Source organism: Streptomyces sp. SID13726, assembly GCF_010548375.1.
Classification (GTDB): Bacteria; Actinomycetota; Actinomycetes; order Streptomycetales; family Streptomycetaceae; genus Streptomyces.
On record NZ_JAAGLY010000002.1, the window covers coordinates 519,903 to 535,167 of the forward strand.

Annotated in this window: 17 protein-coding genes; 12 read left to right on the forward strand and 5 right to left on the reverse strand. The window is 70.5% G+C overall.

Annotated elements, in window-relative coordinates; all coding sequences use genetic code 11:
* Nucleotides 1-238: 238 nt before the first annotated feature.
* Nucleotides 239-1,075, reverse strand: a complete 837-nt coding sequence (locus G3I78_RS06335) for an IclR family transcriptional regulator (RefSeq protein WP_343243661.1) — start codon at nt 1,073-1,075, stop codon at nt 239-241.
* 128 nt (nt 1,076-1,203) lie between these two features.
* Here G3I78_RS06335 and G3I78_RS06340 point away from each other — a divergent pair, with 128 nt between their 5' ends.
* From G3I78_RS06340 to G3I78_RS06355, 4 genes are all read left to right on the forward strand, one after another.
* The gene (locus G3I78_RS06340) at nt 1,204-1,770 is read left to right on the forward strand and encodes a carboxymuconolactone decarboxylase family protein (protein WP_164421789.1); all 567 of its coding nucleotides are present in this window, start codon (nt 1,204-1,206) and stop codon (nt 1,768-1,770) included.
* Between the two features lie 82 nt (nt 1,771-1,852).
* The gene (locus G3I78_RS06345; protein WP_164421790.1) at nt 1,853-2,725 is read left to right on the forward strand and encodes a fumarylacetoacetate hydrolase family protein; all 873 of its coding nucleotides are present in this window, start codon (nt 1,853-1,855) and stop codon (nt 2,723-2,725) included.
* Complete coding sequence (locus G3I78_RS06350; protein WP_164421791.1) at nt 2,722-3,570, forward strand: fumarylacetoacetate hydrolase family protein; 849 nt, start codon at nt 2,722-2,724, stop codon at nt 3,568-3,570. Before G3I78_RS06345 ends, G3I78_RS06350 begins: the two co-directional genes overlap by 4 nt.
* 194 nt (nt 3,571-3,764) lie before the next feature.
* Complete coding sequence (locus G3I78_RS06355; RefSeq protein WP_164421792.1) at nt 3,765-4,559, forward strand: SDR family oxidoreductase; 795 nt, start codon at nt 3,765-3,767, stop codon at nt 4,557-4,559.
* Between the two features lie 2 nt (nt 4,560-4,561).
* On the opposite strand, the gene G3I78_RS06360 is transcribed toward G3I78_RS06355, so the two are convergent.
* Nucleotides 4,562-4,747 carry a hypothetical protein gene (locus G3I78_RS06360; protein WP_164421793.1) on the reverse strand — a complete coding sequence of 62 codons (186 nt, stop codon included), beginning with the start codon at nt 4,745-4,747 and terminating at the stop codon, nt 4,562-4,564.
* Nucleotides 4,748-5,102: 355 nt separating this feature from the next.
* Here G3I78_RS06360 and G3I78_RS51065 point away from each other — a divergent pair, with 355 nt between their 5' ends.
* Entirely contained in the window at nt 5,103-5,267 is a 165-nt protein-coding gene (locus tag G3I78_RS51065; protein ID WP_203614422.1) for a hypothetical protein, read from the forward strand.
* A gap of 119 nt (nt 5,268-5,386) precedes the next feature.
* Entirely contained in the window at nt 5,387-5,641 is a 255-nt protein-coding gene (locus G3I78_RS51070) for a hypothetical protein (RefSeq protein WP_203614425.1), read from the forward strand.
* Here the strand turns inward: G3I78_RS51070 and G3I78_RS06370 are convergent, their stop codons facing one another.
* Complete coding sequence (locus tag G3I78_RS06370) at nt 5,642-6,556, reverse strand: AraC family transcriptional regulator (protein WP_164421794.1); 915 nt, start codon at nt 6,554-6,556, stop codon at nt 5,642-5,644.
* 92 nt (nt 6,557-6,648) lie between these two features.
* On the opposite strand from G3I78_RS06370, the gene G3I78_RS06375 reads away from it, so the two are divergent.
* A complete protein-coding gene (locus tag G3I78_RS06375) occupies nt 6,649-7,656 on the forward strand; it encodes an aldo/keto reductase (protein ID WP_164421795.1) in 1,008 nt (335 codons plus the stop codon).
* Nucleotides 7,657-7,826: 170 nt separating this feature from the next.
* On the opposite strand, the gene G3I78_RS06380 is transcribed toward G3I78_RS06375, so the two are convergent.
* Nucleotides 7,827-8,030, reverse strand: coding sequence for a hypothetical protein (locus G3I78_RS06380; protein ID WP_239157639.1), 204 nt, complete (start codon nt 8,028-8,030; stop codon nt 7,827-7,829).
* Nucleotides 8,031-8,272: 242 nt separating this feature from the next.
* Between G3I78_RS06380 and G3I78_RS06385 the strand changes: the two genes are divergently transcribed.
* From G3I78_RS06385 to G3I78_RS06405, 5 genes are all read left to right on the forward strand, one after another.
* The gene (locus G3I78_RS06385; protein ID WP_164421796.1) at nt 8,273-8,875 is read left to right on the forward strand and encodes a TetR/AcrR family transcriptional regulator; all 603 of its coding nucleotides are present in this window, start codon (nt 8,273-8,275) and stop codon (nt 8,873-8,875) included.
* 195 nt (nt 8,876-9,070) lie between these two features.
* Nucleotides 9,071-11,242 carry an MMPL family transporter gene (locus tag G3I78_RS06390; RefSeq protein WP_164421797.1) on the forward strand — a complete coding sequence of 724 codons (2,172 nt, stop codon included), beginning with the start codon at nt 9,071-9,073 and terminating at the stop codon, nt 11,240-11,242.
* An 80-nt stretch (nt 11,243-11,322) separates the two neighbouring features.
* Nucleotides 11,323-12,084 carry a DUF2071 domain-containing protein gene (locus G3I78_RS06395; RefSeq protein WP_164421798.1) on the forward strand — a complete coding sequence of 254 codons (762 nt, stop codon included), beginning with the start codon at nt 11,323-11,325 and terminating at the stop codon, nt 12,082-12,084.
* A 285-nt stretch (nt 12,085-12,369) separates the two neighbouring features.
* Nucleotides 12,370-13,437: a glycerophosphodiester phosphodiesterase family protein gene (locus tag G3I78_RS06400; RefSeq protein ID WP_164421799.1), complete on the forward strand. Its 1,068-nt coding sequence runs from the start codon at nt 12,370-12,372 to the stop codon at nt 13,435-13,437.
* A 113-nt stretch (nt 13,438-13,550) separates the two neighbouring features.
* Nucleotides 13,551-14,582: a LacI family DNA-binding transcriptional regulator gene (locus G3I78_RS06405; protein WP_164421800.1), complete on the forward strand. Its 1,032-nt coding sequence runs from the start codon at nt 13,551-13,553 to the stop codon at nt 14,580-14,582.
* Nucleotides 14,583-14,605: 23 nt separating this feature from the next.
* Here the strand turns inward: G3I78_RS06405 and G3I78_RS06410 are convergent, their stop codons facing one another.
* A complete protein-coding gene (locus tag G3I78_RS06410) occupies nt 14,606-15,238 on the reverse strand; it encodes a DUF6629 family protein (RefSeq protein WP_164421801.1) in 633 nt (210 codons plus the stop codon).
* Nucleotides 15,239-15,265 lie beyond the last annotated feature (27 nt).

The following is a 15,265-nucleotide window of genomic DNA, read 5'->3' on the forward strand; positions in this document are numbered from 1 at the left end:
GGGGATCGCCGGTGCGGGGCGGGTGGGTTCGGTGTGTGTCGGTGCCGATCAGCCAGGACTGGCGGGTTCGGTACGTGACGGTGCCGACCAGTCAGCGCCGGCGGGTTCGGTACGACTTGGTGCCGACCAGCCGTCACCGGCAAGTTCGGCACGTCCCAGCACCGACCAGTCAGGGCCGATGCCCCTGAGCGCGATCAGCCCTGCCCATCAGGTGACCTACGACGCCGACCCTCCCCGCTCACTTCCCGCCCAGCAACCGCGTGATCTCCCCGCAAGCCTCCATCAGCGGTGGACGCAGTTCGTCGACCAGACGGGTCACCGGGAACTCCATCGCAGGTACGGCCACGTTGACGGCGGCCACCACCGTCCCGGACGCGTCGCTGACAGGCGCGGCCACCGAGCGCAGCCCATAGGCCAGTTCCTCGTCCTGAAGTGCCCAGCCCTGCTTGCGGATCCCGTCGAGGGTCATCTCCAACTGGGCGAGCGAGCGAATGGCGTTGGGCCCGGTCGCCCCGGCGAACGAGTCCTCTCCGAGGCGCTGCTCAAGCTCGGTGTCGGACAGGCTGCTCAGCAGTACCTTGCCGATCGAGGTGGAGACCGCCGGGAGTCGGGAGCCGACCTGGATGTTGGCGGTCACCAGGTCGTTGTTGCGCAGCCGGATCAGGTACAGGACACGGTCGTCGGAGAGGGTGCCGAGGTTGACCGTCTGACCGGTCGCCGCGGCGAGCCGGCGCAGCGGGCCGTCCGCGAGTTCGACCAGGTCCATCCCGCGCAGCGCCGAGAAGCCGAGGGTGAGGACCTTGGGGGCGGGTCGGTAGGCGCCGTCGGGCAGTTGCTCCAGAAACCCCTCGGTGACGAGTGTGGCGGCCATCCGGAAGGCGGTCGGCAGCGGGACGCCGGTCTCGGCGGCCATGTCGGTGAGCTTCATCGCCGGGCGCTGCTCGGAGAACAGCCCGAGCAGTCGCAGCCCCTTGGCCAGGGCCTCGACGTGGTAACTGCGCTTCGCCGCGGGGCCCTCGGAGGACGGAGCGGTCGGTTCGTCACGCGGCGGCACGGGGTGGCTCGCTTTCTGCACGGTCGTACGTCTGACGCGGGACTTTCATTGTACGGAAGCCGGTATCACCGGACGGATCACCGAAGCGCACGAGATGCGCGGGAAGCGCGGGAAGCGCGGGAAGCAACCAGGAAGGACGAGCAGTACGCATGGAATCGCGACTCGCCGCTATCCCGCCCGAAGACCTGGACGGGGAACAGCGGAAGGTCTACCAAGCCATCACCGGCGGCCCGCGCGCGGCCGGTCCGCGGGCCTTCTCCTTGACCGACGAAGACGGCCGGTTGCGCGGACCGTTCAACGCCATGCTGCTCAGCCCGCCGGTCGGGCACGCGCTCCAGGAGCTGGGTGCAGCCGTGCGCTACGGCTCCGTCCTGGGCGAGCGGGCAAGGGAGTTGGCGATCCTCGCCGTGGCCGCGCACTGGAACAGCGCCTTCGAGCGGGAGGCACACGAAGCCGTGGGCCGGGCCGCCGGACTGACCGAACCGGAGATGGCAGCTCTGCGCATCGGAGCGGTGCCGGAACTCCCCGACCCCGTCGAGAAGGCGGTCCTACGAGCCACGCGCGCACTGTTACGGCACGCAACCCTCACCGACGAGGAGTACGCCGACGCGGTGGCCGCAATGGGAGAGCGCGCCCTGTTCGAGCTGACGACACTGGTGGGCTACTACGCCACCCTCGCCCTTCAGCTGCGCGTTTTCACAGGTGAGGAGCCTTGACGGGGTATGACGCCCCATCAATACTCAAGTCACCTTCACTCAGTGAATCAGACTTTCATTCAGCGAAAGAGGGCGATACCCCGTGAAGCTGATCACCTTCGACGACGGACGGGTGGGCAGGCTGGAACCGGAGGAACGGCTGGTGCTGCCACTGGAAGTGGAGAGCACCCGGGCCTACTTCGAGCAGGAGGGCAGGGTCAGGGAGTCCGGTGAGCGGCTCCGGCTCGACGAGGTACGGCTGCGCGCTCCGATCACGCCGAAGAAGTTCTTCCACACCTCCGGCAACTTCCGTGAGCACGAGGACGAGTCGAAGAACGTCGACTGGTCGCACCCCATGCACAAGGGCATCGTCTTCTTCCAGAACGTCGACGCGATCGTCGGCCCCGACGAACCGGTGATCTACCCCGAGCACCTCACCAGCGAGTTGGACTACGAGCTGGAGATCGCCGTCGTCATCGGCAAGTCCGGCAAGTTCTTCGGCGTGGACGACGCCCCCGACCACATCGCCGGATACGTGGTCTTCAACGACATCACCGCCCGGGACATCCAGCGCCGCGAGATGGAGTCGGGCGTCTTCTCCTTCTGCAAGGCCATCGACACGTTCTGCCCGGTCGGGCCGTACATCGTGACGGCCGACGAGATACCGGACCCGCAGAACCTCGACATGGAGCTGCGGGTCAACGGCGTGGTCCGGCAGAAGTCGAACACCAACCGCATGTCGGTCTCGATCCCGCACCTGGTCGCCTACCACTCCCCCCAGGGCTACAGCGCCGGCGACCTCGTCACCACCGGCACCGTCCAGGGCGTGGCCGGGTTCAGCGGCGACCCGGACATGTATCTCAAGCCCGGTGACGTGGTGGAGGCCGAGGTCGAGCGCCTCGGCGTCCTGCGCAGCCCGATCGTCAGCTGGCAGGAGGGGTACGGCACACCCGTACCGAAGAGGGTCGAGTGGTGAGGCTCGCGGCACTCGACGGCCGGGCTGTCGTCGTCAGCGGCGACCGAGCCGCGGACGTGGCGACGGCCTCGCAGGGCCTGCTGCCGTCCGACCCCATGGCCCTCCTGGAAGACTGGTCAAGGACCAGCGCCTGGGCAGCCGAACTCCCCGACTCTGCCTACGACTTGACGCTCGACGTCACCGCACTCGGCGCTCCGGTCCCCCGCCCCCGGCAGGTGTTCGCCGTCGCGCTCAACTACCCACCGCACGCGGCGGAGGCCGGCTACACGCCGCCCAAGGAACCGCTCGTCTTCACCAAGTTCCCGTCCTGCGTCGGCGGCCCGCACACCACCGTCTCCCTTCCTCCGGGCAAGGTCGACTGGGAGGTCGAACTGGTCGCGGTGATCGGCCGGGAGACCTACCGGGTGAGCGAGGACCGCGCCTGGGACTCCGTCGCCGGTCTGACCGTGGGCCAGGACCTCTCCGAGCGGGTCAGCCAACTCCAGGGCAGGCCCGCGCAGTTCAGCCTCGGCAAGTCCTTTCCCGGGTTCGGCCCGATCGGTCCCGCGCTGGTCACGCCGGACGAGTTCGAGGACCCCGACGATCTGGAGATCACCGGACTGCTCAACGGTCAGCCGGTCCAGCACGACCGCACCAAGTCCATGATCTTCCCGGTGCCGGAGCTGATCGCCCGCCTCTCCGCCGTACTGCCCCTGCTTCCGGGGGACTTGGTCTTCACCGGCACCCCGGCCGGGGTCGGCAACCGGATGAACCCGCCGCGCTATCTCGCCGAGGGCGACGAACTCGTCAGCCGGATCGAGGGGATCGGCGAGATCCGCCAGCACTTTACGGCCGGGCACCGCTGAAACCGCCGGGCACCGCTGAAACCGCCGGGCACCGCTGAAACCGCCGTGCGCCGCCCCACGCCTCTCTATCCGCTGAACGCCTTCCGATCCGCCGCACGCCTTTCGCGATTCGCCGTACGCCTTTCGATTCGCCGTACACCTCGAAACAGCCGCACGCCCCACAACCCGCCACCCACTCCCGAAAGGCCCCCCCCATGCCCCACCGCACCCCGCCTCCCCTCCCCCGCCGTTTCGAGAACCGCACCGTTCTCGTCACAGGCGCCGGCACCGGCTACGGCGCCGAGATCGCCGTCCGGGCCGCGCAGGAGGGTGCCCGGGTCGCCGTGCACTTCCGCAGTTCCGCCGCCGGGGCCGATCGGACCGTGGCCCGGATCAAGGACGTCGGCGGCGAGGCGTTCACGGTGCGGGCCGACATCGCGGTGCACGCCGAGGTGATCCGGATGGCAGGGGAGGTCTTCGAGCGCTTCGGCGGTCTCGACGTGCTCGTCAACAACGTCGGGGACGTGGCCGGCGATCAGATGTCCTGGCGGGACCTCACCGAGGAGTCCGTCGACCATGTGCTCGCCGTGGACGTGAAGGGAACCATGCTCTGCGTCCATGAGTTCGGCTCACGGATGCTGGACCAGGGCCACGGCGCGATCGTCAACATCGGCTCGACCGTGATCGTGCGCGGCAGCGCGCGGGCGCCGCAGTACGCCGCCGCGAAGTACGGCATCCTCGGGATCACCAAGTCCTACGCCCAGGCGTTCGCGCCGGTCGTGCGGGTGAACACCTTCGCGCCCGGCTTCATCGAGACCGAGACGCTGCTGAACCGCGCGGACTGGAGGTCGGGCCGCCGGGAGGACATGATCTCCAAGACCCCGATGGGCCGCATCCCGGGCCCGGCCGAACTCGCCGGCACCGCGCTCTTCCTCGCGACCGACGACGCCGCCCACATGACCGGGGTCTATCTCAATGCGGACGGCGGCTTCAACATGATCGGCGCCTGAACTCAGGCGCCTTGCTCCTGCTCCTGCTCCTGCTCCTGCTCGGCGACGACGGTCGCATCAGCAACCGCCTGCTCCTCGCCGACCTCTTCGCGCTGCTTCTTCACGGCGAGTTCCTTCGCCGTCTTGTCCGAGTACAGCCTCATCTCGGCTTCGGTCCGCAAGTCGAACAACGCTACCTCCCTGCTCATTTGACTGTTGCTTTACTTGAAGATTACCCGATGTGCTTGATCCCTGTCACGGGTGAATCTCGTTCGCACACAGGAAGTTGGCGAACCGTTCACCGCCCTACGGCGCGCGGGGCCGACCGCCACGGTCTACGAGCAGGCGGCGCTGGGCGGACGGGTCGGTGCTCTCGGTGGAGCGGCTGGCCGGGGTCTGCGAGCGGCTCTACGGCGAGCGTACGTACGTCGTCCACCGGGCCCACCTGCTCGACGCCGTCGGGTCGGCGGTGCCCGGCGAATAGGTCCGGCTGGGTGCGCGGTGCACGTCGATCGAAGGGACGGGCCGGGTCGGCGTGCTGCTGCGTTTCGCCACGGCGGCGCGGTGGGGGCCGGCGTCGTGATCGGTGCCGACGGGGTGCACTCGGTCGTGCGGGGCGCGGTCGCCGACCCCGCGCCGCCGGAGTACTCCGGGATCTGCGCGTTCCGTACCCTCGGGCCCGCCGCCTCCGCACCGGACTTCGCTCTACGCCCCGCCCACACCCTCTGACTCGGACCCGGCCGGCACTTCGTGCGCTACCCGATCGCCGGCTGCCGGGCCGTCACCGTTCGCCGACTGAGCCCCGGCAGGTGAGGTCGCTCATCACAGCGGGATCCCACTGCCTCGCCGTGTCGGACGACGATCCCCAACAGGCCCTGAACCACTACGAGTCAGCACGCATCGACCGCACCACCCTTCTACAGCAGGTCAGTCACGCCCGCCGGGACGTCAACCACCTGGCCGACGGCCACCGGCCCCAGGCCGGGATCAGCGGACCCGCAGTCCGAACCGGGTTCGCCAGGCTGACCGCTCGGCACCGAACTCGTCGAGTCGCGGCACGGCACGGCACCCCCACAGGACTCAAGGCCAACCCCGCCACATAGTCACGGCTTCGCGCCGGACCCATCGTGCAGCAGCGGCACTTCCCGCGCCTCGGCCAGCCGGGTGCGCAGCTGAGTCGCGTCCTGGCCGGGCGGGAGGCCGTAGGCGCGGCGGTACTCGCGGTTGAACTGGGTGGCGCTGACGTATCCGACCTCCTGGGCCACCTGAGCCGCCGTCACATCCCCTGCGAACAACCGCCGTCGGGCATGCTGAAGGCGCAGATGCTTCTGGAACCTCAGCGGGCTCATGCCGGTGGCCGCCTTGAAGTGCCGGTGCAGGGTGGCCGGGCTCATCCGGGCCACCTCGGCGATCTCGTCGATGCCGAGCGGCTCGGCGTAGTGGTCGCGGATCCAGCGGGCGGTCGTACGGATGCGGGCGGCGGCGGAGTCGGCGAGCGACCAGTGCCGCAGGACGGGTCCGAGCCCGCTGCGCAGCAGCCGGTAGAGGATCTCGGTCTCGACGCGGGGCGCCAGGGGGCCGATGTCCTCCGGGGAGTCGAGGAGCCGGACCCACCGGGCGACCGCGTCGACGAGTTCCGGTGCCATCGGCGCGGTGACCGCCGCGGCGGCGGGCGGCGGCGACTGGGGTCCGGCCTCGGCCAGCTCCAGTTGCAGGGCGGAGAGCGCCTGGTTGTCGAGGCGCATGATCGCGGCGCGGTACGGCACCTTCTCGAAGGCGGCGGTGACCGGCAGGTCGAGGGTGAACAGGGCCATCTCGCCGGGCGGGGTGATCCAGCTGCGCTCGCCCACCGCGGTGCGCTTGGCGCCGTCGGCGATGAAGCAGATCATCGGTTCGTACGTCACCTCCATCGGCTCCACGAGTTCGTCGAGGGCGACCAGCGACAGCCTGGGCACGGCGGTCTCCGACCACCGCCCCACACAGTGCCGCTCGATGGCCTCACCAAGCCGGTCCAGCATGAGCGCACCTTTCGGCCGATTGAGAGGATCAGGCAATCCTATGCGATCGGTGCCCCATGACTCCCCGGTGTCGCGTCCCTAGCGTTGAGGGCATGACACAGCAGGACACGAACCTCCCCCACCGCAGGCTCGGCACCCAGGGTCTGGAGGTCGGGGCCGTCGGCCTCGGCACCATGGGCATGACCATGGCCTACGGCGCCGGCGACGAGCAGGGCGGCCTCGCCACCATTCGCCGCGCCCATGAGCTGGGCGTCACCTTCTTCGACACCGCCGAGCTGTACGGCATGGGCACCGGCAGCAACGAACAGCTCCTCGGACGAGCCGTGAAGGACGTCCGCGACGAGGTCGTCCTCGCCACCAAGTTCGGCTTCGACCTGAGCGGCCGTACATCGGCGGGCTACGGCCTCGACAGCCGCCCCGAGCACATCCGCGAGGTCACCGAGAACAGCCTGCGCCACCTCGGCACCGACCACATCGACGTGCTCTACCAGCACCGGGTCGACCCGGCCGTGCCCATCGAAGACGTGGCCGGTACCGTCGGCGAGCTGATCGCCGAAGGCAAGGTCTGCTACTTCGGTCTCAGCGAGGCGGGCCCCGAGATCATCCGGCGCGCCCACGCCGTGCACCCGGTGTCGGTGCTCCAGACCGAGTACTCGGTGTTCGAGCGGGCGGTGGAGGCCGAGGTGCTGCCGGTCGTGCGCGAGCTGGGCATCGGCTTCGTCCCGTACTCGCCGCTGGGCCGCGGCTTCCTCACCGGCGCGGTGAAGCCGGGAGCCGAGTACCCGGCCGACGACATGCGCAGCTTCGACGAGCGCTGGCAGCCCGGCAACTACGAGAAGAACCTGGCCGCCGTCCGCGAACTGACCGCGCTCGCCGAGAGCAAGGGCATCGCGGTCACGCAGCTCGCCCTCGCCTGGCTCCTGGCCCAGGGCGACGACATCGTGCCCATCCCGGGCACCCGCAGCCCGCGCCGCCTGGAGGAGAACGTCTCCTCCGCGTACGTCGACCTCACCCCCGGCGACCTCGCCCGCATCCAGGAGATCCTCCCCCAGGGAGCCGCCGGCTCCCGCTACCCCGAGAGCATGATGCCGACCTGGTGACGCCGGCCCGCCGGTGCCGGGTCCGCACCACCCGGCACGGGCGAGGTCCCGCCTTCCTCCCCCAGAAGCGGTACGACCCCGCCCGCGCTCGGTACACCTCGTAAGATCTCGGCCTCGATGTTGTACGGCACGGTGTCGACGGCGGCACTGACGTGGTCGAGGGTGATGGACTACAGCTCGGTGTCCTGAGCGTCCTTCGGCACCTGGCTGTTGACCGCGACGGTGGGGCTGTACGGCCGAACACGCAGCGTCTCGTAGGCAGTTGAGGTGGGTCCGATCCCGGCGAGGCTCTGGAACCAGGTGGCCACGTTGGAGCGGTAGTGGTGGTCGACCGAGAGCCGGTCGGTCCACTGCTCCCACTGGAGACAGGGCATGGGAATGTCGGGCGGGCACGCGGAGACCGAGGCCCTGGTGGAGCAGCTGCTCCAGCGGTTCGAGGGCGGTGACCCCGAGGGCGGCTCGTCGTCGGGGTGAGGGCCGGTCGCGGACATGACGGCGGCTCAGGCCACCAAGGCGGGAAGTGCACGATCAGCGTCCGTAATCTCAGCGTTATCTTTCGCGCATACGCGGGACCAACCCGAGCCGAACCGGACCGGCTCCATCGACGAAGCGCATCGTGGGTGAGGCGAAGGCGCGCGGGCCGTACGCCAAGACGCCGGCCCGCCGGGCCGAGATCGTCCGGGCGGCCCGGGACAGCTTCGCCGAGAAGGGCTTCGCCAAGGCCTCGCTGCGGGACATCGCGGAGCGGGCCGGCATCACCCATGCCGGGCTGCTGCACCACTTCCGCAGCAAGGACGAACTGCTCGCGGCCGTGCTGGCCGACCGTGACGCGGAGGAGTGGCGGCAGGGCCTGGCCGAGGTGGACCACCCCGCGCGGCTCGGCCCGTACCTCGGCGCGCTCCTGCGCCACCACCAGAAGGCGCCCGAGCTGATGCGCCTGTGGATCGAGCTCGCCGCCGCGGCCTCACGGCCCGGTCATCCGGCCCACAGCTACTTCGTCGAACGCTACGAGCGCGGTCGCGCACTGTTCTCCGAGGGGCTCTCGGCCGGCGCGGCCCGCAGCGGGCTCCGCGAGGGGATCAGCCCCGAGAGCGCGGCGGTCCTCTTCCAGGCCGTGCTCAACGGCCTCCAGCTCCAGTGGGTCCTCGACCAGGAGCTCGACATCGTCGGCCCGGTCGACGACTTCGTACGACTGCTCTTCGCGCCCGACGGCGAGTGAGCGCGCCCGGGTGCCCACCGGGTGCCGGGGACGCCCCCTGAAGCGATCTTCACCCGTGATCCCTACCATGAGAGCCCAAGACAACCAGTCCGGCCGGTCCGATGGGGGGAGTGCCCTGCGGGACGGCCGGGGTCGCCGATGCCAGGGACCGCTCCCCGGGCTGCGGTGATCTTCCTGCCCAGGAGGACGCCCCGCATGTTCCGACGTATTGGCAACGTAGTCGTCCGACATCCCGTCTGGACGATCGTGGCCTGGCTGATCGCCGCCGTGGCGATCGTCGCCACCGCCCCGAGCCTGCCCTCGAACAGCGACGAGAGCAGCTTTCTGCCCAAGAGCTACGAGTCCATCAAAGCGGCCGATCTCCAGGAGAAGGCGTTCCCCAGCGCCTTCACCCCGTCCGCGATCGCCCTGTACCAGCGCACCGACGGCGGAAAGCTCACCGCCGAGGACAAGAAGGACGTCGCCCGGATCACCACCGAGCTGGGCGCGAAGAAGATCGACGAGGTGCAGAAGGTCGTCCCCGGCCAGCCGTCCGAGGACGGCCGGTACACCCTGACCCTGGTCCAGATGGACAGCAAGAACGCCGGCCAGCCCAAGCAGGCCGACGCGGCCAAGGTGCTGCGCGACGACGTCAAACAGCTCGCCAAGGGCACGAACCTCGACGTCAAGCTCGGCGGTTCCGCCGCCCAGGCCCTCGACCAGCAGGACTCGTCCAAGCGCGGCGAGGCCCTGATCGGCATCGGCACCTTCGTCATCATCCTGATCACCCTGCTGATCATCTTCCGGGCGCCCATCCTGGCCTTCCTGCCCCTGATCACCATCGGGTTGGTCTCGGCGATCGCCAACGGGCTGATCGCGTACGCCACCAAGCTGTTCGACCTCCAGGCCAACAGCTCGATCTCCTCGATCCTGATCGTCGTGCTGTTCGGCGTGGGCACCGACTACTTCCTGTTCCTGATGTTCCGTTACCGAGAACGCCTGCGTCTCGGGGACGAGCCGAAGCAGGCCATGGTCAACGCGGTCGACCGGGTCGGTGAGGCCATCGCCTCCGCCGCCGGGGCGGTCATCATCGCCTTCCTCGCGCTGGTGCTGTCCACGCTGGGCTTCCTCAAGCAGATGGGCCCGGCGCTGGCCATCGCGGTCACCGTCACGCTGATCGCGGGCCTGACCCTGATCCCGGCCGTCGTCTCCCTGATCGGCCCGAAGGTCTTCTGGCCCTCCAAGTCCTGGCAGCGCGAGCCGGAGAACGCCCGGTTCGCCGCGCTTGGCCGGGGCGTGCAGAAGCGTCCGGCGCTCACCGCCGTGCTCTCCGGTCTCGTCCTGGTCGCGCTGTCCCTGGGCACGCTCGGCTACAAGGCGACGTTCGACCTGGCGTCGGGCTCCATGCCCAAGACCAAGGAGTCGATGGTCGTCCAGGACGAGATGCAGAAGGCCTACTCGGCGGGCGCCGCCGCACCCACCGACGTCTATCTCTCCAGCACCGACGGCAAGCCGCTCGACAGGACCGCCTTCGCCGCGTACGCCTCGAAGCTCGGGGCCGTGGACGGTGTCGCGAGCGCCCGGATGGCCCAGGTCAACAAGGCGGGCACGACCGCCGACTTCACCGTGACGCTCAAGTACGAGGCGTCCACCGACAAGGCCATCGCGGCGGTGGGCCGGGTCCGAGACGTGGCGCACGCCGACGCCCCGGACGGCACCGAGGCCCTGGTCGGCGGCATGTCCTCGATCTACAAGGACATCGACACCGCGGTCAACCACGACTACAAGACGGTCTTCCCGGTCGCCGCCGCGCTGATCATGCTCATCCTGGGACTGCTGCTGCGCAGTGTGGTCGCCCCCTGGTACCTGATCGCCTCGGTGGGTCTGGGCTTCGGCGCCACGCTCGGCACCACCGTCTGGATCTTCCAGGAGGGGCAGGGGCATTCGGGCCTGATGTTCATGCTCCCGGTGATCATGTATCTCTTCGTGGTCGCCATCGGCACCGACTACAACATCCTCATGATCGCCCGATTGCGGGAGGAGGCCCGCGAGGGCCGGGAGCCACGCGAGGCGGCGGGCATGGCGCTCCGGCACGCCGGGCCCACGGTGGCCGCGGCCGGGTTCATCCTGGCGGCGACCTTCGCCACGATGATGCTGGCCGGCAACTCCCTGCTCACGGAGATGGGCTTCGCGGTCTCCTTCGGCATCGCCGTCGCCGCCTTCGTCATGGCGATGTTCTTCACGCCGAGCCTCACGGCCCTCATCGGCCACGCGGCCTGGTGGCCGGGTCACGCGGACCGCGCGAAGGAACCACCGGCCACCCCGGCGCCGGTCTCGGGCGGCGGCCGGGACACGCTCACCCACGATCCGGCGGGGCGCCGCAACTGATCCACGGCGGCTGCCGGGCCACGGTCCGGCGGCCGCCGCCGTCCCGCTGCGCACGGCGTGCCTCTGGCACCCTGGACCCCGTGCCGAACCCCACCCCCGTCACCCCGGACGCCCCCGCCCTCATACGGACCCCTCTCCTCACCCAGCGGTGGCTCGATCTCGCCTTCCTGCACTGGGCCGTCGAACCGGCCGCCGTGGCAGGGCTGTTGCCGCGCGGGACGGTGCCCGACACCCACGACGGGATGACGTACGTCGGCCTCGTCGCCTTCCGGATGCACCGGGTCGGATGGCTGCGGCTGCCCGGGGTGCCGTACCTCGGGACCTTCCCGGAGACCAATGTGCGCCTGTACTCGGTGGACTCGCACGGGCGGCGCGGGGTGGTGTTCCGCTCCATGGACGCCTCCCGGCTGATCCCGGTGGTGATGGGACGCGTCGGCTTCCGGCTGCCGTACCTCTGGTCCCGGATGAGCGTCCGCACGGCCGGTGACACCGTGACCTACACCAGCTCGCGGCGCTGGCCGGGCCCGCGCGGCGCCCACAGCCGCATCACCGTACGGACCGGGGAGCGCGTCGAGGAGCCCACCGAGCTGGAGCACTTCCTCACCGCGCGCTGGGGCATGCACAACGCCTTCTTCGGCGGCCCCGAGCCGCTGGCCTTCCTCCCCAACGACCATCCGCGCTGGCCCCTGCACCGCGCCGAGCTTCTCACCTGCGATCAGGACCTGGTCACCGCGGCCGGGCTGCCCGCGCTCACCGACGCCCCGGTCAGCGTCCTGTACTCCCCCGGCGTCCCGGTCCGCCTGGGCCGTCCGGCCCGGCCGGCGGGGATCCCGACGCCTTGACGTCGACCGCGGAGGTCAGGGGGCGGGCTCCGACGGGCGTGCCTCGGCTCGGCCGGACACCGGCAGGACACCGGCCGAACCGCTACTCGGCCGACCGGGACGGCGTTCCCCGGACATTCACGGCGGGATCACGTCCGAGGGGTTGAACCGGTCCGCGTCCTCACTAGCGTCTGTGGGCGTCCCGAACCACACGCCCGACCCACACGCCCGGCCCATCGGCCGACCCACCCGCCCGGACCACCCGCCCGACCCACACGAGTCCCGACCCACACGAGTGAGGTGTCGATGTCATCGAGACATGTCCTCGCCGGCCTGGCGCTGGCGCCGTTGCTCGCGCTCTCGGTCGCCGCGCCCGCGACGGCGTACGACGGCCGCCGACCGCCCGCCCAGAAGCGGCACTTCGACCTCCAGGCGCACCGCGGCGGCATCGGCATGACGACCGAGGAGTCCCTGGAGGGGTTCGGCAAGGCGATGCGCCTCGGGGTGTCCACGCTGGAGCTGGACACCCATGTCACCAAGGACCGCAAGGTCGTCGTCAACCACGACCGGCAGATCAGCGCGGTCAAGTGCCGTGACACGGGCCCTGTCACGCCTGGCGACCCGATGTACCCGTATGTCGGCAAGTACATCAAGGATCTGACGCTGGCTCAGATCAGGACGATGGACTGCGGCTACCGGCAACTGCCGGGCTTCCCGGACCAGGAGGTGGTCAAGGGCTTCCGGATGGTCGAGTTGAAGGACGTCCTGAACCTGGTCAAGAGCTACGGCGCCAAGCAGGTCAAGCTCAACATCGAGACGAAGGTGGAGGCGGGCGCGCCCGAACAGACCGCGCCGCGAGGGCTGTTCGTGCGGCGGGTCCATGAGGAGATCCACCGTTCGGGCATCGAGGACCAGGTGACCATCCAGTCCTTCGACTGGGGCGCGCTGAAGGCGATGCACCGACTGGCCCCGAAGTGGCCGCTGGTCGCGCTGACCAACTACGACTTCCTCCAGGTCGGTCAGCCCGGCGCCTCCCCCTGGCTCGGCGGGATCGACGCCGACGACTACGGCGGTGACTTCGTGAGGGCCGCCGCGACGATCCCCGGTGTCAAGGCGCTCTCCCCCAACTACGGTTTCCCGCAGAACGGCAAGGTCGGCGATCCCGGCTTCCGCTTCTACCCCGACCGCACGATGGTCCGCGAGGCCCACGCCCGGGGCCTGAAGGTCATCCCGTGGACCTGTGACGACCCGGCCACCGTGGAGGCGCTGATGGACATGGGCGTGGACGGCATCATCACCGACTACCCGAACTACGTACGGCAGATCATGGCCGAGCGTGGCATGCGACTGCCCAGGGCGTACCAGCCCCGCTGAGGCGGGCACGCCGACCGGAGCCCGCCGGCCCCCTGCGGAGTCGGCGGGTTCCTCCGCGGGCAGGCCCGTCATGTTCTCTTGACGCCCCCTCGCGCGCGGGACACAATCCACAGATGAATGTGACCGGTCACACCCGCGGTCCGGCGAGCATCAGGGATGTCGCCGCGGCCGCCGGGGTCTCCTACCAGACCGTCTCCCGGGTGATCAACGGCCACCCGAGCGTCAGGCAGTCGACGCGGGAGCGGGTGCTCGCCGTCATCGACGAGCTGGGCTTCCGGCGCAACGCCACCGCGCTCGCGCTGGCCAGGGGCCGCAGCAGGGCCGTGACCGTGCTGACCGCGAACACCACGCACTACGGCTACGCCTCGATCCTCCAGGGCATCGAGGAGGCCGCGCGCGCGGCAGCCTACTCGGTGGGCGTGGGCGTCCTGGAGTCGGCCGACGAGGCCGCCGTCACCGCCGAGGTGCGGCGGGCCGGGGACACGGGCGGCGGGCTCGTCGTGATCGCCTACGACCCGGCCGGGGTCCGGGCTCTGGAGTCCGTACCGGCCGGGCTGCCGGTCGTCGGCGTGGTCGAGACCCCGGCGAGCCCGCCCACCGGCGACCAGCCGTGGGTGTGGACCGACGACCGCGAGGCCGCGTACGAGGCGACCCGGCATCTGCTGTCCCTGGGCCACGGGACCGTGCACTACGTCGCCATCCCCTCCAGCACCCGCCGCACCAGCGCCCGCACCGCAGGCTGGCGCCGAGCCCTCAAGGAGGCGGGCGCTCCTGAACCCCGTCCCGTGCAAGGGAGTTGGGGCCCGGCCGGCGGGCACGCGGCGGGCCTGGCGCTCGCGCGGGACCCGGCCGTCACCGCGATCCTGTGCGGCAACGACGACCTCGCGCTCGGGGTGCTGCGCGCCCTGCACGAGTCCGGCCGCTCGGTGCCGGGCGAGGTCAGTGTGGCCGGGTTCGACGACGCCCCGCACTCCGCCTATCTGATGCCGTCCCTGACGACCGTACGGCTGGACTTCACGGGTCTTGGCCGGTCGGCGTTCGCCCTGCTGCACGGAGTGCTGGAGGAGTCGGCAGCGGTCGCCCCGCACCCCGTCTCGGTGCCGGAGCTGGTGATCCGGGAAAGCTCAGGACGGCCGCCCGGCTGAACTCCTCGCCCGTGCCCGGCGGTTCAGGCCGGGGCGGCCCGCCCCGGCCGGGAGCGCCGGCTCACCCAGCCGTACAGGACGACCGAGCAGACCGCCGCCAGCGCACACCAGGTCGACACGAACTCCAGTCGCCACAACAGCCAGCACACCAGGGCCCCTACTCCCGCCAGCATGCCGAGTGCCGTCAGCCAGCGGTCGCCGGAGAGCAGCAGCGCGCCGACCGTGGCGATCAGGTAGCCCGCGACGAGCAGTTCGGCGCGGGGCAGTCCGATGACGTAGGCCATGGTGTGACCGCGGATCTCGGCGCGGACGGGGCGGGTGGCGAGGCCGTGGGCGAGGAAGGCGGCGGTCACCGCGCCGACCGCCACGAACACCGCCGCCCGGCGCGCGGCCCGGCCGGAGACGGCGCACCACACGCCGACGGGCACCCATACCGCCAGCAGGGGCAGGGCGATGACGGCCCAGGCGACGGTGGCCGCCCCGGTGCCCCCGCCGGTGTGCCACACGTGGGCCTCGACGAGTTGGTGGGCACCCAGGAGCAACGGCAGGGCCGCGAGGGGCAGGTCCCCGGCGCGGCGGGTCCGGGACACGCAGGCCACTCCGACGGACGTGATCGCCGCGCCTGCCACGAGATCCGCTGTCGCACTCCAGCACATGACACCACCATGTCAGCCGAGGCCGCC

What these genes read in the sequence shown, in the direction of transcription:
- G3I78_RS06340 (WP_164421789.1), top strand. Translation starts at nt 1,204, where the DNA reads ATGGAATCGCGACTCGCCGCTATCCCGCCCGAAGACCTGGACGGGGAA.
- G3I78_RS06355 (WP_164421792.1), top strand. Translation starts at nt 3,765, where the DNA reads ATGCCCCACCGCACCCCGCCTCCCCTCCCCCGCCGTTTCGAGAACCGC.
- G3I78_RS06360 (WP_164421793.1), bottom strand. Translation starts at nt 4,747, where the DNA reads ATGAGCAGGGAGGTAGCGTTGTTCGACTTGCGGACCGAAGCCGAGATG.
- G3I78_RS06370 (WP_164421794.1), bottom strand. Translation starts at nt 6,556, where the DNA reads ATGCTGGACCGGCTTGGTGAGGCCATCGAGCGGCACTGTGTGGGGCGG.
- G3I78_RS06375 (WP_164421795.1), top strand. Translation starts at nt 6,649, where the DNA reads ATGACACAGCAGGACACGAACCTCCCCCACCGCAGGCTCGGCACCCAG.
- G3I78_RS06380 (WP_239157639.1), bottom strand. Translation starts at nt 8,030, where the DNA reads ATGCCCTGTCTCCAGTGGGAGCAGTGGACCGACCGGCTCTCGGTCGAC.
- G3I78_RS06390 (WP_164421797.1), top strand. Translation starts at nt 9,071, where the DNA reads ATGTTCCGACGTATTGGCAACGTAGTCGTCCGACATCCCGTCTGGACG.
- G3I78_RS06400 (WP_164421799.1), top strand. Translation starts at nt 12,370, where the DNA reads ATGTCATCGAGACATGTCCTCGCCGGCCTGGCGCTGGCGCCGTTGCTC.
- G3I78_RS06405 (WP_164421800.1), top strand. Translation starts at nt 13,551, where the DNA reads ATGAATGTGACCGGTCACACCCGCGGTCCGGCGAGCATCAGGGATGTC.
- G3I78_RS06410 (WP_164421801.1), bottom strand. Translation starts at nt 15,238, where the DNA reads ATGTGCTGGAGTGCGACAGCGGATCTCGTGGCAGGCGCGGCGATCACG.